The organism is Pseudomonas lurida (assembly GCF_002563895.1).
Taxonomy (GTDB): domain Bacteria; phylum Pseudomonadota; class Gammaproteobacteria; order Pseudomonadales; family Pseudomonadaceae; genus Aquipseudomonas; species Aquipseudomonas lurida.
On the sequence record NZ_PDJB01000001.1, the window covers coordinates 2865588 to 2886634 of the forward strand.

21 protein-coding genes are annotated in these 21047 nt (G+C 62.6%); 4 read left to right on the plus strand and 17 right to left on the minus strand.

The features are described 5' to 3' along the window. Position 1: 1 nt before the first annotated feature. The 7 genes from rhaT to ATH90_RS12900 form a co-directional block, all read right to left on the minus strand. Positions 2-1060: an L-rhamnose/proton symporter RhaT gene (gene rhaT, locus ATH90_RS12870; RefSeq protein WP_098466427.1), complete on the minus strand. Its 1059-nt coding sequence runs from the start codon at positions 1058-1060 to the stop codon at positions 2-4. A 40-nt stretch (positions 1061-1100) separates the two neighbouring features. Then, positions 1101-1421 carry an L-rhamnose mutarotase gene (gene rhaM, locus ATH90_RS12875; protein ID WP_174555856.1) on the minus strand — a complete coding sequence of 107 codons (321 nt, stop codon included), beginning with the start codon at positions 1419-1421 and terminating at the stop codon, positions 1101-1103. Continuing rightward, a complete protein-coding gene (locus ATH90_RS12880; RefSeq protein ID WP_098466428.1) occupies positions 1421-2302 on the minus strand; it encodes an amidohydrolase family protein in 882 nt (293 codons plus the stop codon). The genes rhaM and ATH90_RS12880 overlap by 1 nt, the downstream gene beginning before the upstream one ends. A gap of 70 nt (positions 2303-2372) precedes the next feature. Further along, the gene (gene aldA / locus ATH90_RS12885; protein ID WP_098466429.1) at positions 2373-3806 is read right to left on the minus strand and encodes an aldehyde dehydrogenase; all 1434 of its coding nucleotides are present in this window, start codon (positions 3804-3806) and stop codon (positions 2373-2375) included. 11 nt (positions 3807-3817) lie between these two features. Continuing rightward, a complete protein-coding gene (locus ATH90_RS12890; protein WP_098466430.1) occupies positions 3818-4618 on the minus strand; it encodes an aldolase/citrate lyase family protein in 801 nt (266 codons plus the stop codon). Positions 4619-4628: 10 nt separating this feature from the next. Then, entirely contained in the window at positions 4629-5813 is a 1185-nt protein-coding gene (rhmD, locus tag ATH90_RS12895) for an L-rhamnonate dehydratase (RefSeq protein WP_034108861.1), read from the minus strand. 16 nt (positions 5814-5829) lie between these two features. Next, entirely contained in the window at positions 5830-7125 is a 1296-nt protein-coding gene (locus ATH90_RS12900; protein ID WP_098466431.1) for an MFS transporter, read from the minus strand. Positions 7126-7241: 116 nt separating this feature from the next. Between ATH90_RS12900 and ATH90_RS12905 the strand changes: the two genes are divergently transcribed. The 3 genes from ATH90_RS12905 to ATH90_RS12915 all read left to right on the plus strand — a co-directional run bounded on the left by ATH90_RS12905 (position 7242) and on the right by ATH90_RS12915 (position 9716). Continuing rightward, the gene (locus tag ATH90_RS12905) at positions 7242-8183 is read left to right on the plus strand and encodes a LysR family transcriptional regulator (protein WP_098466432.1); all 942 of its coding nucleotides are present in this window, start codon (positions 7242-7244) and stop codon (positions 8181-8183) included. Positions 8184-8274: 91 nt separating this feature from the next. Next, a complete protein-coding gene (locus tag ATH90_RS12910) occupies positions 8275-8793 on the plus strand; it encodes a sigma-70 family RNA polymerase sigma factor (protein WP_034108858.1) in 519 nt (172 codons plus the stop codon). Then, complete coding sequence (locus ATH90_RS12915; RefSeq protein WP_098466433.1) at positions 8790-9716, plus strand: FecR domain-containing protein; 927 nt, start codon at positions 8790-8792, stop codon at positions 9714-9716. The genes ATH90_RS12910 and ATH90_RS12915 overlap by 4 nt, the downstream gene beginning before the upstream one ends. A 33-nt stretch (positions 9717-9749) precedes the next feature. Here ATH90_RS12915 and ATH90_RS12920 read toward each other — a convergent pair whose 3' ends face one another. The 3 genes from ATH90_RS12920 to ATH90_RS12930 are packed head-to-tail and all read right to left on the minus strand — an operon-like array spanning position 9750 to position 12251. Then, the gene (locus ATH90_RS12920) at positions 9750-10466 is read right to left on the minus strand and encodes an ABC transporter ATP-binding protein (RefSeq protein ID WP_098466434.1); all 717 of its coding nucleotides are present in this window, start codon (positions 10464-10466) and stop codon (positions 9750-9752) included. Further along, positions 10463-11284: an ABC transporter permease gene (locus tag ATH90_RS12925; RefSeq protein WP_069023566.1), complete on the minus strand. Its 822-nt coding sequence runs from the start codon at positions 11282-11284 to the stop codon at positions 10463-10465. Before ATH90_RS12925 ends, ATH90_RS12920 begins: the two co-directional genes overlap by 4 nt. 10 nt (positions 11285-11294) lie before the next feature. Then, positions 11295-12251 (minus strand): aliphatic sulfonate ABC transporter substrate-binding protein, encoded by a 957-nt coding sequence (locus ATH90_RS12930; RefSeq protein ID WP_098466435.1) that lies wholly within the window; start codon positions 12249-12251, stop codon positions 11295-11297. A 317-nt stretch (positions 12252-12568) separates the two neighbouring features. Between ATH90_RS12930 and ATH90_RS12935 the strand changes: the two genes are divergently transcribed. Next, positions 12569-12784 (plus strand): TOBE domain-containing protein, encoded by a 216-nt coding sequence (locus ATH90_RS12935; protein WP_003173733.1) that lies wholly within the window; start codon positions 12569-12571, stop codon positions 12782-12784. A 229-nt stretch (positions 12785-13013) separates the two neighbouring features. Here the strand turns inward: ATH90_RS12935 and ATH90_RS12940 are convergent, their stop codons facing one another. From ATH90_RS12940 to ATH90_RS12970, 7 genes are all read right to left on the minus strand, one after another. Next, positions 13014-14165 carry a MalY/PatB family protein gene (locus ATH90_RS12940; protein WP_098466436.1) on the minus strand — a complete coding sequence of 384 codons (1152 nt, stop codon included), beginning with the start codon at positions 14163-14165 and terminating at the stop codon, positions 13014-13016. A 627-nt stretch (positions 14166-14792) separates the two neighbouring features. Then, positions 14793-15869, minus strand: a complete 1077-nt coding sequence (locus ATH90_RS12945) for a nucleoside hydrolase (protein ID WP_098466437.1) — start codon at positions 15867-15869, stop codon at positions 14793-14795. A 28-nt stretch (positions 15870-15897) separates the two neighbouring features. Further along, positions 15898-17208 (minus strand): MFS transporter, encoded by a 1311-nt coding sequence (locus ATH90_RS12950; protein WP_034108844.1) that lies wholly within the window; start codon positions 17206-17208, stop codon positions 15898-15900. Between the two features lie 319 nt (positions 17209-17527). Further along, the gene (locus tag ATH90_RS12955; protein ID WP_098466438.1) at positions 17528-18160 is read right to left on the minus strand and encodes an N-carbamoylsarcosine amidohydrolase; all 633 of its coding nucleotides are present in this window, start codon (positions 18158-18160) and stop codon (positions 17528-17530) included. A 13-nt stretch (positions 18161-18173) separates the two neighbouring features. After that, positions 18174-18926, minus strand: coding sequence for a maleate cis-trans isomerase family protein (locus ATH90_RS12960; RefSeq protein WP_098467670.1), 753 nt, complete (start codon positions 18924-18926; stop codon positions 18174-18176). Positions 18927-18940: 14 nt separating this feature from the next. After that, positions 18941-19738, minus strand: coding sequence for an alpha/beta fold hydrolase (locus ATH90_RS12965; RefSeq protein WP_098466439.1), 798 nt, complete (start codon positions 19736-19738; stop codon positions 18941-18943). Continuing rightward, the gene (locus ATH90_RS12970) at positions 19735-20868 is read right to left on the minus strand and encodes an FAD-dependent monooxygenase (protein WP_034108836.1); all 1134 of its coding nucleotides are present in this window, start codon (positions 20866-20868) and stop codon (positions 19735-19737) included. The genes ATH90_RS12965 and ATH90_RS12970 overlap by 4 nt, the downstream gene beginning before the upstream one ends. Between the last annotated feature and the right edge of the window lie 179 nt (positions 20869-21047).

Below are 21047 nucleotides of genomic sequence, written 5' to 3' on the forward strand. Positions count from 1 at the left end.
ATCAGCCGAGGTAATTGCCGTAGCCGACCATGGCGATCGCGCCGAGGATCACAGCGATACCGGCTACCAGCACGCCTTTATTGGCGGCGCTGGTGCCGTGCCATTCGCGGAAGTACAGGCCCCAGCAGTTGGACACGATGATGATGAAAGACATGTGCAGCACCCAGGAACTGGCGTCGTTCTGCAGGCGGCTTTCGCCCATGCCGTAGAAGAAAAATTGCAGGAACCACAGGGTGCCAGCGATGGCCACCAGCAAGTAGTTACCCAGCAGCGGGGTGCTGCGGTCGGTGTAGTTATGGAAGGTGCGGTTGCGCCAGTTCAGCCACAGGCACCAGATGCCATTGGTGGTCAGGCCGCCCCACATGATCACCATGAAGGTCACGTTGTTCTGGAACAGGCTGTTCGCGCCATGCTCCACAGCCGCTGCAGCCAGTGGCCGACCTGCGGAAATGCCGTAGCTGAAACAAGCGCTCAGCACCCCGGAGATCACCGCCACCAGCATGCCCTTGGCCAGGGAGAACTCGCTGACACTGGCGAACTTCACCGCCTGGGAGACTTCGCGTTCCTTGATCAGCCCGGCCTTGCCGCACACCGCGATGCCGATCAGCGACACGGCCACGCCCCACAGCACCCAATGCCCACCTTGAGAGGCCAGCATCGAGGTCAGCGTGCCTTCGGTTTGCGTGGTAAACAGGTCGCGGTACAGCGCCGGCATCAAGGCGCCAAGGGCTGAGGTAAGGCCCATGATCAGCGACATGCCCAGGGACAAGCCAAGGTAGCGCATGGTCAGCCCGAACGTCAGCCCGCCGATACCCCACAACACGCCGAACAGGTAAGTCCAGAGCAGGGTGCTGGTGTCGGCATTGCGCAGGATCTGCGCCCAGCCGGGCACCGTCAGCTGCGCGGCGATGAGCGGCACGATCAACCAGGACACCAGGCCGCCAGTGATCCAGTAGCTTTCCCAGGCCCAGCCGCGGACTTTTTTGTAGGGGATGTAGAAACTGCCGGAAGCGAAGCCGCCGATAAAGTGCAGAATCACACCAAGGAGAATGATTTCCACGTAGTCGAATCCTTTTTATTGTTGTTGTGCGTCGGTTGGATCAGGGGCGTGTCAGTTGGAACATCGGCAGCAAGTCGACACTGACCGGCGAGGCGTCCGCATGGCTGGGCATGATGTCCTGCATGTACGTCCACCAGCGCTGCATCAGCGCCGTGCCGGGCAGTTCATCCAGGCCGTGGACGTCCTCGTGGGTCAGCACGGCGAACAGCGCGTTGGTGGGTTCGTCGAGGAAAATCCGGTAATCCACCACGCCCGCTTCCAGCAGTGCCTGGGCCAGTTCCGGCCAGAGGTCGTCGTGACGTCGCTGGTACTCGATGGCCTGCCCCGGGTTGAGGTTCATGCGAAAGGCACGGGTTTGCATCAGTGGTCTCCATGGGGTGGCGTCGGCGTGTAGATGCGCACTGCGTTGTGCAGGAAGAACTTGGCTTGCTTCGCCTCGGGCTTGCCGGCCATGCAGCGCTTGACCAGCCCCAATGTGGTGGCGAAATCCGCCAGGTGATCGCTATTGGGCCAGTCGCTGCCGAAGAAGCAGCGGTCTTCACCAAAGGCTTCCCACAGCACGGCCAGGCGGTCGTTGTAGAACGCCGTGTCGGTGATCAAGCCCTGGGGGCCGAGCTGCGGGATTTCCGCGAGCTTGGCGAATACATTCGGGCGCTCGGCGAGGCGCAGCAGGTCGGCGTTAAACGCAGCTTCTTGAGCCGCAGGGACTTGGGCGTTGGGCAGGTGGTCGACGATAATGCGCAGCTCTGGCAGCGCATCGCTCAGGTGCAGCAGGCCCTTGATCAGTCGCGGGTCCGGGTTGGCGCTGTCCAGGCTTCGCCCTGTGGCGGCGAGCTGGCGCAGGCCGTCGAGAAACCCAGGGCGGGTCTGGTCCAACAGCAGGTCACGGTCCCACAGGTTGCCGTAGCGCAGGCCAAGGAACAGTGGCTCGCCTGCCAGGGCATCAAGGTCGTTGGCAAAGCTTGCGTGCAGGGGGTCGAGGTTGCCGACGAAGCCCAGCATGCGCGGGTCGCTGCGCAGGGCGTCGAGCAGCCAGCGGTTGTCGTCGCGCCACGGGCTGGCTTCAACGGCGATAGCCCCGACCACGTTGTGTTGGCCCGCCACGGCCCAGTAATCTGCCGGCAGGTGCGCGGCGTACAGTCGATTACCCGGCTCGGGCCATGGAATGCCCTGGGGGCGGTGCGGGTCGAACAGGTGCAAATGACTGTCGATGATCGGGCCGCTATAGGGAGTCAGGGGCATGACGCCGTCCTTATCAAAAGCAAATTCGGAAGGGCCGGCACGCTAGCGTGCCCAGCCCCGTTTAACCCGCTCAGCTTTGCATGTACACCACATGTGTGTGGGTGTACTCGTACAGGCCGTGCTTGCCGTCGGCGCCGCCGATGCCGGATTTGCGCACACCCGCATGGAAGCCTTGCATGGCCTCGAAGTTTTCTCGGTTCACGTAGGTTTCGCCGAAGTCGATCTCGCGCACCGCGTGCATGGCCTTGCCCAGGTCACGGGTGTAGATCGACGATGTCAGGCCGTATTCGCAGTCATTGGCCAGGGCGATGGCTTCTTCGAGGTCGTCGACAATCTGGATCGGCAGCACCGGGCCGAAGATCTCTTCGCGCATGATCTCCATGTCGGCGCGGCAGCCGGCCAATACCGTCGGCTGGAAGTGGAAGCCGGTGCCCAGGTCGGCAATTTGCCCGCCGCTGATCAGACTCGCGCCCTGGCTCAGGGCCTTGCGGACCTTGCGGTTGACGCTGTCCAGGCCCTGGCGATTGATCAGCGGGCCCATTTCCACGTCGGCCTGGGCGATGGGGTCGCCGTAGCGGGTGGCGGACATGGCTGCGCTGATGCGCTCAATGAATGAGTCGGCGACCTTGCGCTCCACGTACACCCTCTCGGCGCAGTTGCACACCTGGCCGGTGTTGATGATGCGCGAGTCGCGGATGGCCTTGACCGCCAGCTCCAGGTCGGCATCCGCCAGCACGATGGCCGGTGCCTTGCCGCCCAATTCGAGGTTGAGCTTGGTGATGTTCGGTGCGGCGGCCGCCATGATCCGCGAACCGGTGGCGACGCTGCCGGTGAAGCTGATCATGTCTACGCCCTTGTGCGCCGTCAGCGCGCCGCCGACCTGGCCGTCACCGCACACAACGTTGAACACGCCGGCCGGCAGGTCGGTCTCGGCGACGAGCTTGGCAAACTCAAAACAGTTGTTCGGGGTTTCTTCGCTGGGCTTGATCACGATGGTGTTGCCGGTGAGCAACGCCGGGGCCATTTTGCGCGCGATCAGGAAGAACGGGAAATTCCACGGCAGGATGCCCGCCACCACGCCCAAGGGCTTGCGGAACAGGAAGATATTTTCGTTGGCGCGGTCGCTGGTAATGATCTCGCCTTCGATGCGCCGGGCCCACTCGGCCATATAGTCGAGGTAGTCGGCGGTGAAGTTCACTTCCACCTCCGCCAAGCCGCTGACTTTGCCTTGTTCGAGGGTAATGGTACGCGCCAGGTGCGCGACGTTCTCGCGCAGCTTGGCGGCGATGCGGCGCAGGTGCCCGGCACGCTCGATGGCGGGTTTGCGCGCCCAGGCCTTGTGCGCCTGGCGCGCGGCGGCAAGGGCCTGGTCGACCTCGGCGGCGCTGGACGCCGGCACCTTGGACAGCAGCGCGCCAGTCGCCGGGTTGAGCACGTCGATGTGCGCTTCGCTTGGGGTGAAGCGGCCATTGATGAAATTTTGGTAAACGGGAACGGATGACATGGGCAGGTTCCTCAGTAAGTGCGCGAAGGCGCTTGGGTGTCGGCAGCCGGTCGATAGCGGGCGAGGGTGGCCAGGGCGCTCTGGCGCAGCAGGCTGATGTCGATGGCCACCGCGATGAAGCGGCACCCCCAGGCCTGGTAGCGGCGTGCGTCGTCTTCGTTGGGCGCCAGGATGCCGCTGACCTTGCCGGCGGCCAGTGTGGCGTCGACCGCGTGCTTGATGCGTTCCTGCACGTCGGGATGGCCGGGATTGCCAGCATGCCCGAGGCCGATGGAGAGGTCGGCGGGGCCGATGAACACGGCGTCGACACCTTCCACGGCGGCAATCGCAGCGACGTTTTCGACGCCAAGGCGCGATTCCACCTGCACGATCAGGCACAGCTGCTCATGGGCGGTGTTCAGGTAGTCGTGCACACCGTCCCAGCGTGTGGCGCGGGTCAAACCGCCGCCGACCCCTCGGATGCCATGGGGTGGATAACGCATGGCGCGCACCAGGGCCTGGGCTTGCTCGGCGGTTTCCACCATGGGGATCATCAAGGTCTGGGCACCGACATCGAGCAGCTGCTTGATCAGGCTGGCGTCACCGTTGACCGCGCGCACCACCGGCGCGGTGGTGTAGGGCGCTACCGCCTGCAATTGGTTGAGCACGCTGGGCACGGTATTGGGCGCGTGTTCGCCGTCTATCAGCATCCAGTCATAGCCGAAGCTGGCAACGATCTCGGCGGCGTAGCCGGTGGCGAAACCGGCCCAGATACCATAGTGGGTGGCGTCCTTGGCGAGGGCCGCCTTGAAGCCATTGCGGGGCATGTTCATGGCGGTTTCCTCAGCGGTTGTACGGGCGGTGCAGCTGGCAGTCGGGGTTCAGGTCTACGCCGAAGCCGGGTTTATCCAACGCCGACAAACGCATGCGGCCATTGACTGGCACCGGCTCGCCCAGCAGCTGCGGGTGGAACATTGGCACCACTTCATCCGCCTTGGGCGCCATCATCAGGAACTCGGCGAACGGGCTGTTGTGGCGGGTGGCGACAAAATGGTAGCTGTACACCGACGAACCGTGGGGGACCACCAGCGCGTTATGGGCGTCGGCCAGTGCCGAGATTTTCACCAGTTCGGTAAGGCCGCCGCACCAGCCGACATCGGGCTGGATGATGTCGCAGCAGCCCATTTCCAGCAGCATGCGAAAGCCCCAGCGGGTGGCTTCGTGTTCGCCGGTGGTGACCAGCATGCCCTTGGGCACGTTGTCGCGCAGTGCGGCATAGCCCCAGTAGTCGTCCGGTGACAGCGCTTCCTCGATCCACTTCAACCCGTGCTCATGGGCGCCGATCGCCAGTTTGGTGGCGTAGTTCAGGTCCAGGCTCATCCAGCAATCGAGCATCAGCCAGAAGTCCGGCCCGACGCGTTCGCGCATGGTTGCCAACTGTTCGAGGTTCTTGCGCAGGCCTTCCTCACCCTCACTGGGACCGTGATGCAGGGGCATTTTGCCGCCGATGAAACCCATTTTCTGCGCGAGGTCCGGACGGGCGCCGGTGGCATAGAACTGCAACTCGTCACGCACCGCGCCGCCCAGCAGTTGGTGCACAGGCTCCTGGCGGACTTTGCCGAGCAGGTCCCACAGCGCCAGGTCGACACCGGAAATCGTGTTGATCACCAGGCCCTTGCGCCCGTAATAGAGGGTGGACTGGTACATCTGGTCCCAGATTTTTTCGAGGTCGGTGACGCGGGCACCTTCGATAAAACGTGCCAGGTGCTTCTCGACGATGTAGGCGGCCGGTTCGCCGCCGGTGGTCACGGCGAAACCAACGGTGCCGTCGCTGGCCTCGATCTCCACCACCAGGGTGCCAAGCACGTTGATACCGAAGCTACGACGGCTCTGACGGTACTCGGGGTACTTGCTCATGGGCGTGGCGATATGGTCGTCGATCCAATGGCCATCGGCCTGGTCGTGGTAATCGGCGCCGCCGCCTCGCAGTACAAAGGCGCGGACATGTTTGATGGTGAGATGACCCATGGTATGACTCCTGGCGTTAAACAGCGGCCGGCGTTTTTGACACGCTGCGACCGGGTGAATGGATGCCCAGCACCAGCAACGCAGCCAGTACCGTGGTGGCGGACAGCAGGTACAGGCCGGCTGCCGGGGAATCGAAGGCGCCTTCGGCCCAGTGCTTGATGACCGGGGCGATAAAGCCACCGAGTGCACCGAAGGAGTTGATCAGCGCAATACCCGCTGCGGCGGCGCTGCCCGCCAGGTAGCTGGACGGGAAGGTCCAGAACACCGGTTGCACGGCGATAAAGCCTGAGGCGGCGAAACACAGGGCGAGCATGCCCAGCAGCGGGTTGGCGAAGGTCACCGAGCAGGCAATGCCGGCGGCGGCCATCAACAGGGTCAGGCAGGCGGTCTGGCGACGCAGGCCGGTGCGGTCGGAATAGGCGGGGATCCACCAAGCGGCGAACAACGCGCAGAGCCAGGGGATGGCCGAGACCAGCCCGACCAGCAACCCGACCTTGGTGCCGAGCAGGTCACCCACCTGGGTCGGCAGGTAAAACACCACACCGTATACGCTGGCCTGGATCAGCAGGTACACCAGGCACAGGTACAACACCGAGGGTTGGCACAGCACAGTGAGCAGGCTGCGGCCGTGGGAGGTTTTGTGCTGGTCTTCTTGATCCAGCAGGCGCTGCACCTGCTCGCGCTCTGCCGCGGTCAGCCACCTGGCGTCGGCGGGGCGGTTGTCCAGGTACCAATAGGCCCAGATGCCCACCGCCGTTGCCATCAGGCCTTCCACCGCGAACAGCCATTGCCAGCCGTGTATGCCGCCGAAGCCATCCAGCTCCAACAGCAACCCGGACAACGGGCTGCCGAAGATGAACGCCAGGGGCGCGCCAAAGTAGAAGAAGCCCATGGCCTTGCCGCGTACGGCCTGGGGGAACCAATAGGTGAGGTAGAGGATGACGCCGGGGAAGAACCCGGCTTCGGCAACGCCGAGTAAAAAGCGCAGGACATAGAAGCTGGTTTCGTTATGGGCAAATACCATGGCGGCAGAAATCAGGCCCCAACTGACCATGATGCGACACATCCACAGGCGGGCACCGACGCGGTGCAGGATCAGGTTGCTGGGCACTTCCAGCAGCGCGTAACCCACAAAGAACACGCCTGCGCCGAACGCGAAGGCGGCGTCGCTCAAACCGGTATCGGCCTGGAAGGCTTGCTTGGCGAACCCGACGTTGGCGCGGTCGAGAAAGGCCATGATGTACATCAACAGCAGGAAGGGCAGGAGCCGCCAGGAAATCTTGGCGAGCAGGGGCGCGGGCAGGGTGTTCATAGTGGCGTCCGTTGTTTTGTTCTTATGGGACGGACTGTACGGCGGCCGAGCAATGCGCTACAAATCGAATCTCGCTTACAAGTGATAACCTCAGGGTATCGGTTTCGAGGAAAAAAATGCGTAGTCCCGCGATCTCTCCCAGCCTGTTCAACCGCCTGCGCTACAAGCATCTGCACATGCTCGTAGCGCTGAGTTCCAGCCAGAACCTGCACCGCGCGTCCCAGGCGCTGAACATGTCGCAACCAGCGGCTACGCGCATGCTGCGCGAGATCGAGGACATGTTCGCCTGCGACCTCTTCGAACGTTTGCCGAGGGGCATGCGCCCTACGGCCCTTGGCCAGGAATTGATCCGCTTCGCCGAATCGGCCTTGAGTGGCCTGGACCGTTGCGCCGAAGACTTGGTGGCGCGCCAGCAGGGCGGTTACGGCTACCTGTCGATCGGCACCATCATGGGCGCCGCGCCGGACTTGGTGATGGACTGCATCGCGCAGATCAAGTCGCTGAACCCGCAATTGCGTATCCGCATCATGGGCGATACCAGCGACCAGGTGATTCAGTTGCTTGAGCAGGGACGCATCGACCTGGCGATCTCGCGGCGCAACGCGGCCACCGATAGCGAGCACTACAGCTTCGAACCCCTGGGCAACGAACGCTTGCTGGTGGTCGTGCATGCAGGCCATCCGCTGGCCCAGCGTGAGCACTTGCCGCTGGATGAACTGGTGCGTGACTGGCCGTGGATCCTGCAACCGCAAACCAGCCCGGCACGCATCGGTTTCGACCAGGCCCTGCAGGATCTCGCGCTGCCGAGCCCGGCCGACATCATCGAATGCAGCTCGGTGTATTCCATGCAGCAGTTGATCCAGCTCACCGATGCCGTGATGGTGCTGTCGGAAAGTGCCCTGCGCGACTACCTGAAAATGGGTCTGGTGGTGGCGCTGCCGGTGGCCCTGGAGGTGCGGCTGGCACCGTTTGGCATCTTGTTGCGCAAAGGCGAAGGGGTCAGCCGCGAGTTGGGGTTGTTTATCGACTTGCTGCGACAGAAGGCGGCGATGCTGTGAACGAGATGTGTAAAGGGCATGGTGTGTCGACGCGATATTAAATAGAATGAATCTCATTTGAGACTCACTCGCGCCGCGCAGGTCGCTAGCCATGAATGATGCTGTTGTTCCGACCCACGCCCCCGAACTGACCTTGTCGAACCTGTACCGCGACCACCGCAGTTGGCTGGAAAGCTGGCTGCGTCGGCGCCTGGGCAATGCCTGGGATGCAGCGGACCTGAGCCAGGATACGTTCTTGCGCGTACTCGCCAGCGCTCAGCCGATCGCGCAGATGCAGGAGCCTCGGGCCTATCTGGTGACGGTCGGCAAGCGGCTACTGGTGAATTTCCATCAGCGTCGCAGTCTTGAACAGGCTTATCTGAATGCCTTGGCCAGCCTGCCGGAAGCCTGCGTGCCGTCACCCGAACAACGCTGGCTGGTGCTGGAAACCCTGCAAGCCCTGGATGAGTTGCTCGATGGCTTGCCGGTGCTGGTGCGTCGCGCGTTTCTATGGAGCCAGTTGGAGGGCCTGGGTTATCGGGAAATCGCCGAGCGCCTCGACGTCTGCGAGCGCACCGTCAAACGATACATGGCCCAGGCCTACGAACACTGCTTGCTGGTGGACCTGTGAGTCGCGACGTTGCCCGTGCGGCCGCGCAGTGGCTGGCGCTGCTGGAGTCCGGCGCGGCCACCGAGCGTGATCACGCCGCGTTGCAGCACTGGCGTGACAGCCATCCCCAGCATGAACAGACCTGGCAAAAGGCCCAGGCCCTGCGCCAGCGTTTCAGCGACTTGCCCCACGCCCTGGCAATGGCCAGCCTCGACCGCCCGCAACCTGGGCGCCGCGCCGTGCTCAAGCGCGCCCTTGGAATTGCAGCATTGGTACCGACCGCCTGGCTGGTCAGCCGTCAACTGCCCATCGAGGCTTGGCGTGCCGACCTGCACACCGCCACCGGCGAGCGCAAGCGCATGCCGTTGGCCGACGGCGGTAGCTTGCAGCTCAATACCGCGACGGCGGTCGACGTGGACCTGGCGCAGCGACGCATCACGTTGGTGGACGGCGAGTTGGCGTTGAATGTACCCGGCGCAGCGGCGATGACCGTCCGTACGCGTTACGGCGAGTTGAGCGTCAGCCAGGCCGACGTGTGCGTACGGCAGCAGGCCAGCGGTTGTCTGGTGTCGGTGCTCAAGGGCTCAGTCCCGGTGCGGGACCTGAGCGGCCAAATGACGACCCTGCAGGGGGGGCAGCAAGCGTCGCTCAAAGCCAGCGGGCTGGGGGCCTGGGGCCCGTTCGATGTATTGCAGCTGGGCTGGCGCGACGGTGTGCTGACGGCGCAGAACCAGGCGCTGGGCGACTTCCTGCGGGACCTCGAGCGTTATCGGCCAGGCGTGTTGCGTTGGGAGCCGAGCCTGGAAACGTTGCGGGTTACCGGCAGTTTTCGCCTGGACGACACCGACCGCATCCTCAACCTGCTGGCCTCGACGTTGGGGCTGGAGCTGCACGCACGCACGCGGTATTGGGTCACCCTCACACCGCGCAAATCCCTGACCTGACACCTCCCTTCAAGGGGGGCAAAAAAGGCGATATCAGATAACGTGGGCGCGTTGCAGTTCGGTCAAGGACAGTGCCTTGAGTTGCGCCAGTACCGGATCACGCCGGTCCCTGGGGTGCGGCAAGTCCACGGCGAGTTCCTGGCGAATGCTGCTCGGACGATTGTCCATCACCAGCACACGGTCACTCAGGTACAGCGCCTCGTCCACATCATGGGTCACCAGCAGCAAGGCGATTTCGTGGTGTTTGGCCAGTTGCAACAGCAGGTCCTGCAGCTTCATGCGGGTGAATGCATCCACCGCACTGAAGGGTTCGTCCAGCAGCAACACCTGCGGGCGTGAGTACAGGCCTCGTGCAATCGCCACCCGTTGCGCCATGCCACCGGACAATGCCTTGGGCAACGCCTGGGCAAATCCCTTGAGGCCGACTTCTTCGATCAGTTGCGTGACCCAGGCCTTGTCGTAGTGCTTGTCATCACTGAAACCGATGTTCTGTTCCACCGTGAGCCAGGGCATCAGCCGGGGTTCCTGGAACACAAAGGCGACTTCGCCATCGGGGCTGCGCAGTTCGCCCTGGAAGTTCTTTTCCAGGCCGGCAACGATTCGCAGCAGGGTGCTTTTGCCACAACCGCTGGGGCCCAGCAGGCTCACGGCCTCCCGAGGTTGCAGGGCCAGGCGCACGTCTTTGAGCACGGTGGTGCTGGCGAAGCTTTTACGCGCTACGTGAATGTCCAACAGTGGCTGCACGCTCATTGTTCTGCTCCCTGGAACGTATCGCGCCAGGCCAGGCAGCGCTTTTCCAGCGCGGCGAGCAGGCCATCGCTGACCTTGCCCAGCAACGCCAACACGATGATTGCCGCCAACACGATATCCGGCCGCGAGGTCTCGCGCCCGTCGCTGAGCAAGTAACCCAGGCCCTTGGTGGCCGCGATCAGTTCGGCCGCCACCAGAAACATCCATGCCAGGCTCAAACCACTGCGCAACCCGGTGAACAGGCCGGGCAGGGCGGCCGGCAACAGGATGCGACGCACCAGGCGCCACCGACCGAAGCCGTACATTTGCCCGACTTCTACCAGCTTGCGATCGATGTCGCGGATGGCGGCGACACCATTGAGGTACACCGGGAAGAACGCGCCGATGGCGATCAGCACGATCTTCGAGGTCTCGTCGATGCCCAGCCAAAGCAGCAACAGCGGCACCCAGGCCAGGCTCGGGATCGAGCGCAGCCCGGCGAAAGTCGGTTCCAGGTAGGCTTCGGCCTCACGGCTCAAGCCCACCCAGGCGGCAAACACCAGTGCCAGGCTGGCGCCGATGGCAAAGCCCAGCAGCACCCGGCCGAGGCTGGCACTGATGTGTTTCCACAGTGAGCCTTCGGCGAGGTCCGTGAGGGTCACGGCGATCTCGCTGGGCGCCGGCATCTGGTACGACGGCAACCAACCCACTCGAACCACCACCTCCAGCACCAGCAGGATCAGCACCGGCAACACCAGGCCCTTGAGTCGCCTCGGCCAGGCACTGCGATTGATCGCCACCGGCTCGACCAGGGGCAATGCTTGGGTTTTGCTGGTCATCACGCGCTCCTTAGTGGCCGAACGAGGTGTCGATCAACTGGTCGATCACCTGGTCCACGTTCACGCCTTTGCGCACCAACTCTTCAGACACCAGGATCGGTGCCGCCGCCTTTGACGACACCACGTCCTTGCTGCTCAGGAACGGTGTGCTCAGGTCGGTACGCGACAGTTGCAGCTTGGCCACTTCCAACGGCAGGCCGGACTCGTCGGCGAGCAGCTTGGCGAATTCATCCGGGTGCTTCACCGCCCAATCGCGGGCCTTTTCATACGCGCCGAGTACTTTGGTGATGGTCTGCGGATGCGCCTTGGCGAACTGCTCGGTGACGCTGACCACGCCATAGCTGTTGAAGTCCTTGTTGCGGTACAGCAGGCGCGAACCGGCCTGGATTTCACTGGCGGCCATGTGCGGGTCGAGGCCGGCCCAGGCGTCCACGTCACCTTTTTCCAGGGCGGTACGACCGTCCGGGTGTTGCAGGTGCACCAGTTCCACATCGTCCTTTTTCAGCCCGGCCTTTTGCAGGCTGCGCAGGGTGAACAGGTACGGGTCGGTGCCCTTGGTGGCGGCGATTTTCTTGCCTTTCAGGTCGGTGACGCTCTTGAACGGCGAATCCTTGCGGACCACCAGGGCGGTCCATTCGGCGCGGCTATAGACGTACACCGACTTGATCGGGCTGCCATTGGCGCGACTGAGCACGGCAGACAGGCTGGCGGAGGAGGCGAAATCCACGCCGCCACTGTTGAGGTATTCCAGCGAACGGTTGCTGCCCTGGCTCAATACCCAGCCCACCTTGGCGTGCGGCAAGGCCTGTTCCAGCCAACCGAAATGCTTGAGCACCAGGCTGACGGGCGAGTAATAGGCGTAGTCGAGATTGACTTCGGCGGGGTCGGTTTCAGCGGCATGGACCAGTGGTTGCAGGCACAGGGCGAGGGCGCATGCGCCGAGTAAGCGTTGGGTGAAGGGTTTCATGGAACAGCTCCGGCAAGGCATTGAGAGAAGGCTTTTCTTATATTCAGAAAATTAAATGGCATGTTCCGTCATGCTTTTCAGGAATATGCAGTCTCTGTGCCATCTGGCTCGGGCGTGTGTTTTCGGGGGTTTAGGCAAATAAAGCTGTAGCAGGAGAGGGCAAACTGTTGATCAGCTGTCGGTGGTGCAACAGCTTGCATATATCTATAAAGAATAAATAAAGAGTTATATATTCCTTTTAATGTCTTTGTGGATGGCGCATTTTGGGGGCCTGCGCATTCGTGCGGATTGACCCAACAGCCAAAAGGAAAGCCGACATGACCATTAAAGCGATCAACGTGCGCAACCAGTTCAAGGGCGTGATCAAGGAGATTCTGCTAGGGGAAGTGGTGTCGGAAATCGATGTGCAGACCGCGTCTGGCATCGTCACTTCGGTGATCACCACCCGTTCGGTGCGCGATCTGGAATTGAAAGTGGGCAGTGAAGTGATTGCCTTCGTGAAATCGACGGAAGTGTCCATCGCCAAGTTGTGAGCACACCTTGATAGGCGCAAGCCTTGGACTTTTTCCGACCTGAGCCCCCGGGTGGGTGAAGGCTCGGGTGTGTCCTGCAGCCAGGCCGCCGCCGGCCAGGTGTCGGATTTCTGTGCGGCCGTGCTCGGCGCCCCCGGGTCGCACATTGGCGCGCCTGCTGTTGCTGGTTATGGCGATCAGCAAGAACAGTAACAGCAGGGTTTCGGCACTCGTTGCGAGACGTAGTGAGTCAGGCCTGGCGGTTGCGCAGGGCGCGTTCCATGCGTTGCAGGCCTTCTTCCAGCATCGACCGTGGGCAGCCGAAGTTCAGGCGCACGAACTGCTGGCTGTCATCACCGAACTCGATACCGGCGCTCAACCCGACCTTGGCCTGTTCCAGGAAAAACTGCTGCGGATCGTCCAGGCCCAGGGCGCTGCAATCCAGCCAGGCCAGGTAAGTGCCTTGTGGCGCATGCATGACGACACCGGGCAGGCGGGTCTGCACGGCATCGAGCAGGTAGTCACGGTTGTCTTGCAGGTACTGCACCAGCGCATCGAGCCATTCGCCGCACTGGCTGTAGGCGGCGCGGGTGGCTTCCAGGCCCAGGGGGCTGACGCTGTCCACCATGCCGCAACGCGCATGGTTGAAGCGTTCGCGGATCTCGGCGTTCTGTACCACGGCGAAGCAGGTCTTCAGGCCGGCCACGTTATAGGCCTTGCTCGCCGACATCAGGGTGATGGTGCGTTGGGCGATCTCGGGGCTGAGGCTGGCGGTGGGGATATGGCGGCGGCCGTCGAAGCACAGTTCGGCGTGGATTTCGTCGGAGATGATCAGCGTGCCGTTTTCCAGGCAGGCATTGGCCACGGCCAGCAGTTCTTCCCGGGGGAAGACTTTGCCCACGGGGTTGTGCGGGTTGCTCAGCAGCAGCGCGCCGGCGCCGCTGAGTGCCTGGCGCATGGCCGGCATGGGCGTGAGGTATTCACCGTCGACCCGATCGAAGGGGACCTCGATGCGCGGCAGGTTCCAGTGCCCGGGCGCCAGGCGAATCGGCCGGTAGTTGGGGGTTTGCAGCACCACCGCCTGACCCGGCTGCACAAACGCATGCAGCGCCATGTTGAAACCCGGCTCGACGCCAGGCAGGAACAGCAATTCATCCGGCTGCACGCGCCAGGCGTACTTGTTCCACAGATCGGCAATGATCGCCTCGCGTACATCCGGGCCGGCGACGCTGTAGCCCAGCACCTGCTGGTCCAGGCGTGCATGCAAGGCCTGCAGCACGGCGGGTGGGGCGGCGATGTCCATGTCGGCGATCCACATCGGCAACACGTCGCGAGGGTAACGGTTCCACTTGGTGCTGCCGGTGCCGAGGCGTGGGTGGATCGTGTCGAAATCAAAGCTCATGGGGGGCTCGTATCAGGGTGTCAGACGCAGGAATGGCGCTGATTCTAGCGCTATTATTTTTATAGGCCAGAGCTGATTGAGGCCGACAGTTGCCGAGGCGCCTGAGATCAACAGCACAAGCGGATCAAAAGCAGCTTCGTCTGATGGATAGAGAACCCACTGTGGGAGATTGACAGTAAGAAACCGGTCAGCTCCAAGGCCACCGTGCTTGGTGGAGAGATCAATCACCTGCCTGCTTTTCTGTGGGAGCTGGCTTGCCTGCGATGCAGGCGACTCGGTCCATCAGGTACACCGGGTTGATGCTATCGCAGGCAAGCCAGCTCCCACCTTTGAACCGAGATCGATGCTAAGAAATCGGTCGGCACTGAGGCCGCCGTGCTTTTGATTTTGATCTCAGCCGCCGTGCGCCATGGATGGCGGGCGGCGGCGGCTCCACAAATCACTGTCGGATTATGGGCACACCGAGCCTGAAGCGAGGTGCCGAGTGTTGTGGCAAGAGCGTGTTGGTTACTTTTTGCGCTGTTCAAAAGTGACCCGTCGTAAGGGCGGAACCAACCCCATTCTCCACACTCATCCAACCCCACAAGCAATAGGCCATCTATTCAGGCGCTGGTAGCGCTCCGCCGGTCAGCGCTTGACCGGCGTCGGCAGGGTCACGAGGTTGACGTAGCCATCCCAGAATTTCTTCTGGTCCACGCCGAACACCACCTTGGCCTTCTGCGTGCCTACCGGCGCGCCTTTCTGGTAGCCCAGTGCGCGGCCGTAGTCGGCGCCAAACGTGGCGTCTACATCCACCCACAAATCGCGGGATTGCGTGACGATCTGCGGGTCGACCAGGTACAGCGCCGGCAAGCTGTCCCAGGTGAAGCTGTGGTAGCTCGGGTCCTTGTCGAACAAGGGCCCGAATTCATGCGTGTACAGGTCGGCAATCGCGCCTTTCTGGGCGATCACGCGCTGGTACACCGACTTGTCGAAGGTGACTTTCTCGCACACATCATTGGGGAAGATCACGTGTTCGATGGGTGAGCGCAACACGATCTTCGCTGCCTCCGGGTCGAACCACCAGTTGAACTCCGCCGCTGGGGTGGTGTTGCCCGGAATCTCCAAGGCGCCCCCCATGTACACGATGCGCTTGATCAACGGCACGATGTCCGGCGCCGAGCGTATCGCCAGGGCGACGTTGGTCAGCGGGCCGACGGCGAGGATCGTCACCTGGTGCGGGTTGGCGCGCACGCTGTCGACAATGAACTGCGCGGCGGTCTCCTTGCGCAGTTTCGTGTGTGTGGCAAGGCCGTCCGGTGGCGCGACCAATTGTGAGGCTGATGTGGGGCGGGGGTTTTTGAACGCCCCCGGCCAGCCGGAGCCGAACAGGGCTTTTTCTGCCTCGTAGGTGGCGTAGTCATGCAGCAGTGGGTAGGCGGCGCCGGAGTAGACGCCCACCTCTTTCTCCACGCCCATGCGTTCCACGGCCTTGAGGGCGTCGACCTGTTCCTGGTCGACCCAGGCGTTGCCGCTGACCAGGGTCATGCCCAGCAGTTCGATGCGTTTTTGCGCATGCAACTGGGCGAGCATGATGAAGGCCTGGCCGTCATCGTTGAGCACATTGAAGTCGGTATCGAAGATGACCTTTTCCGCCGCCTGCGCGGTGCCGGCACACAGGCCGACCGCGACAAGCAACGCACAGCGTTTCAAGAAGCCTTGCATGGTGATTCATCCGAATAAATTGTTGTTATCAACGGTTCACCAGTTTCGCCGGCAAGGCGATGACCAGGAAGCTGCTGAGAATCAGGCAGCCAGCAAAAAACCACAAGGCGCCAGCGCTGCTACCTGTGACGTCGATCGCAACGCCCATCAACGAGTTGCTCACCAGCCCGGCGATATTCGCCAGCGAGCAGGCCAGGGCAAAGCCGGTGGCCGCCGCGGTGCCTTTTAGGAAGGTCGCCGGCAGGCTGAAGAACACGGGCACCGCGCCGATGATTGCCGCCGAGGCAATCGCGAACAGCGCCACGGTGGCCGCCACGTTGTGGGTAAAGAAAGTGCTGGTGGCCATGGCTGCCGCGCCGATGAAGAACGGCACGATGATGTGCCAGCGGCGCTCGCGGTGTTTGTCGGAGCTGGCGCCGATCAGCAGCATGCCAAGCAGTGCGGCGACACTGGGCAGCGCGGTGAGCACGCCGATGTGGAAGGTGTCGGTCACTCCGGCATTGCGGATGAAAGTCGGCATCCAGAAGCCCATGGCGTAGGCGCTGAGCAGGATCGAAAAGTCGATACCGCCGAGCATCCAGACCTTGAGGTTGAAGAAACCGTCGCGAAAGCTGTGCTTGCTGCCGGTGCCGTCGGCGTCATCCTTGCGCAATTCGTTTTCCAGCAGGGCCTTTTCCTCGTCCGAGAGCCACTTGGCTTGCTGGTAGGTGTTGGGCAGTGCCCAGAAGGTCAGCACGCCCAGTAACACGCTGGGCACCGCTTCGATCAGGAACAGCCATTGCCAGCCGCGCAGCCCACCCATGTGGTCGAAGTGCCCCATGATCCAGCCGGACAGCGGGCCACCGATCACACTGGACAGCGGCAGGCCGATCATGAACAGCGCGATGATGCGCCCGCGTCGGTGAGTGGGGAACCAGGTGGTCAGGTAATACAGGACACCCGGCAGAAAGCCTGCCTCAGCCGCGCCGAGCAGAAAACGCAGGATGTAGAACTGGGTGGTGGAGGTGACCAGCATGGTGCAGGCCGAAAGCAGGCCCCAGGTGATCATGATGCGCGCGATCCAGATCTTTGCGCCGACCCGTTCCAACACCAGGTTGCTGGGGACTTCGAAGAGGATGTAGCCGACAAAGAACAGGCCGGCACCCAGGCCGAACGCGGTTTCGCTGAACTGCAATTGGTCGAGCATCTGCAGTTTGGCGAAGCCGATGTTGATGCGGTCGAGGTAGGCGGCCAGGTAGCAGAAGCACAGGAACGGAATCAGCTTCCAGGTAATCTTGTGGTAGAGCGTGTTGACCGGGTCGGCGACGGTGGTCGCGGGCGCTGCATTCGCAATGGGCATTGGGTGTCTCCTGGCGGTGACTTATGGTTTTTATACAGCCGCTGTGTTCCAGCACTTCGGAGTGCTGTAGAAGCGACTTCCAAAGGCAGTGTCAGAAGACTGAGGGCGGCGGTTGGACACGGTCCATGTGGACACCGGGTTTATGTGGGAGCTGGCTTGCCTGCGATAACATCAGCGCGGTGTCACTGTTACATCGCAGCGTCTGCATCGCGGGCAAGCCCGGCTCCCACAGGGATCGGTTCCCACAGTGGAATGTGTTCCAAGGCCGGGCCTCAGTTTGTTCAAGACCGCGCTCTATGGCGCGGTTCTCAGTCGCGTCTTATTGCTCCCTGAATTTGCGCATCGCCTCCTGCTTGCTCACCACGTCGCCATACTTGCTGTCGATATCGAACAAGTTGGCTTCATGGGGGGCCGGGTGCCGGTCGCCGACGCATTCGCGCACGACGATGGTGCGAAACCCGTGTTGCACCGCATCCACCGCCGTGGCGCGGATGCAGCCGCTGGTGGAACAACCGGCCAGTACCACGGTGTCGATGCCCTGTGCATGCAGCATCGGCGCCAGGCTGCTACCAAAGAATGCGCTGGCGTATTGTTTGGTGATCACCACTTCATCGACCTGGGGCAACATTTCGGCACAGAACGCGGCCAGTGGATTGCCTTCGACCATGTCTTTCATCACCGGGGCCTTTTTCACCCAGATCCCACCATCCGCGAAGTGGCCGGGATGGTAGCGGATATTGGTGTGGACGACCGCAATCCCGTGCTTGCGGGCAGTGGCCAGCAGCTCCACGCTTTCAGCCACGGCCGTGACCACGCCCGGCGCGAACAGCGGCGCGCCTTTGGTGGTGTAGCCCTGCATGAAGTCGATCATCAGCAGCGCGGCCTTCTTGCCAAAGCCGATGCGGTTGCCCCATACGCCCTGGTAGTTGGCGTCGGCGGATTGTTCGCTCATCGTCTCACTCCCCTCAGTAGGCGCCGGAAAGCAGGGCGCCAGCGCCCGGAACGATGGGTTCCAGGTCCAGGGCCTTGAGCATGGCGTAGGTGGTGGCGATGGCGGCGGTGAGCACCGGTTTGCCGGTTTGCGCCTCGACCTTGGCTACCACGGGCAGCGACTGCATCTGCACGCAGGCGGACAGCACGATCACATCGACGCCCTCCAGGTTCATCCCGGCGACGATGGCCGGCAGGTTGGCCGGGTCGTGACGGGCCACCTCGAGGTTGTCGGGGATCTCGAGGGCGCGCCAGTCCACCACCTCGAAGCCCTCTTCGCGGATGTAGTTCACCACCAGTTCGGTCAGCGGTTTCATGTACGGCGCGACAATCGCGATGCGCTTGGCGCCCATGACGTTCAGGCCTTCGATCAAGGCGCCCGCACTGGTGATCACCGGGGCGTTGGCATCGTTGTCGGCGGTGGCTTTGCGCAAGCGTTGTTCGGAGTTGCGGTGATAACCCAGCCCCATGGCCATGATCGCCACCAGGCACGCATAGCCCAGTACATCGACCTTGGCGTCGGACAGTTCGACGGCGCAACGGTCGGACTCGCCGTCCATGGCCGCCAGTTCTTCCTTGCGCACCTGCTTCATGCGCATGCGGCTGGAGTGAAAGGTAAAGCGCTCGGGGCGGATCGACTGGCGTGCGGTGAGCATCGCCGGGATCTCGGTTTCCATGGTGGTGTTGGAACTCGGCACGATCTGGCCGATACGGTAGGGCTTCTGCATGGTGGTCTCCATGATTATTGTTCGAGGAAGTCGCCGAGGGCGTGGAAGAAACCGTCGAGGTCATCCCACGGAATCATGTGCCCGGCATTCGGCACGCGCGCGACCTGGATGCCCGGTTGCAGGTCCTGGATCTCGGCAATGTCTTCATCGAGGATCACGCCGCCGCGCCCGGCCACCACCAACAGGGCAGGGGCCTTGAGGTGGGGCAGGTCCTGGTGGAAGTCCACCGTGTGGAAGTCATTGAAGGCGCGCACGATGGCGGGCTCATAGCAGGTGTGCAGCCATTCGGCGCGCAGTTGCAGTTGCTCTGTGGTCCAGGTGGCGCAGAAGGCGCGCATCGCCTCGGCGTCCATGCCGACCTGGGATTGACGGATCGAGTCGACGTACCAGGGCAGTTTGCTCGGGTATTCGCGGCGGCCTGGGCCGGACACCGGCGGGTCGATCAGCACTACGCGGTTGACGCCCTGGGGATGCAGCACGGCGCTGCGCACGGCAAAGCGTGCGCCCATGGAGTGGCCGACCAGGTGGTAGCGTTGCAAATTCAGCGCATCGGCAAACGCGCCAATGTCTTCGGCGCAGGTGTCCGCACTGTAATCGAGCTCGGGGCCGGTCGATGACAGGCCGCGACCGCGCACATCCAGCACATAGGTATCGAACTGCGCGCCAAGGCGCTCGGCCACGAAGCCCCAGGTGATCGCCGGGCTGGTGATGCCGGGGATCAGGATCAGTGCGGGGCCCTTGCCGCCGTAACGCAGGTAATGTTGGCGAATGCCATTGGCCTGCACGTTGCCGCCGTAGAGGAAGGTGCTCACGCGGCCACCCCCGATTTCAGTTCCTGGGCATACAGGTCATAACCGTAGACCCAGGCCGGGTCTTCCTGGGTGCGCAACCAGGTGTTGGCGTTGGACACTGCCTGTACGCGGGACGCACGTTCCTTGCGGTTGGCCTCATACAACTGGAATGCGGTGCGATAGTCGCTGATGCCGGTTTCCTGCAGGCAGCGGGTGAGCATTGCCGCGTCTTCGATGGCCATGCCGGCGCCCTGGGCCATGTGGGGTTTCATTGGGTGGCAGGCGTCACCGAGCAACACCAGGCGGCCTCGGCTCCACAGCGGCAACGGGTTGCGGTTGCGCAGCGGCCATTTGGTCACGCTTTCGGTGGACTCGATCAGGGCCTGGACGGTGGGGTGGTAGCCCTTGAAGGCGTCGAACATCTCTTCGCGGCTGCTGTCGACGAACGCGCCCTGGAAGTCCCATTCGGCATGGGGCACGCCGGTGACGTAGTAGTACTCGTCGCGCTTGCCGGTGGTGTAGTAGACCATCATGTGGCGGTCTTCGGTCCACCACTTGATGCAGTCCTCGAACTTCAGGTCGTACTTGGCCAACTGGTCGCCGCGGATCAATGCGCGGTGCGCGACCCAGCCGCTGTACAGCGGTTTTTCCACGCCCAGCAGTTCTTCGCGGATCTTGGAGTTGATGCCGTCGGCGCCGATCACGATGTCGGCATAGGTGACCATGCCGTCTGCGAAGGTCAGGCGCACCTGGGTGTCGGTTTCTTCGAGGGTTTCCAGGCGCTTGTTGAAGTGCAGGGTGCCCGGCTTGAGGGTCGACATCTGCAGCGCGTGCAGGTCGCCACGGTGCACGGTGATATAGGACGCGCCGTAGCCAGTAAGCGGGATGCGCGAGAGGTAGTCGCCGGTTTCACCGCACCGGCTGAACCAGTGCTCGGGGTGCGAGCCCATCAGGTCAAGCTGCTTTTCGATGCCCATGCGGCGGAAGATTTTCATGATGTTGGGGCCCATGTGGATCCCCGCACCCAGCCGTGAGAACGCCGGCGCCTGCTCATAGACATCCACGTCGAAACCAGCTTGTTGCAACAGCGTGGCAGCGGCGGCGCCGCCGAGGCCGGCACCGACGATGGCGATTTTCTGAGTGCTTCCCATGGGGCGTGTTCCTCTCTCTTTTTGATTTTCGGCGGCGTCTGTCCGCAAGGTTTTTAAAGTGTATACGCTCATTTTTTCAAATGGGAAGCCCGTGAGCATAAATTTATTTTTTGGCCATATTTATCCCGTGTAACGTGATGTAGCCAATAAATACGAGGTTTGTTTCGATAGGTAACGTT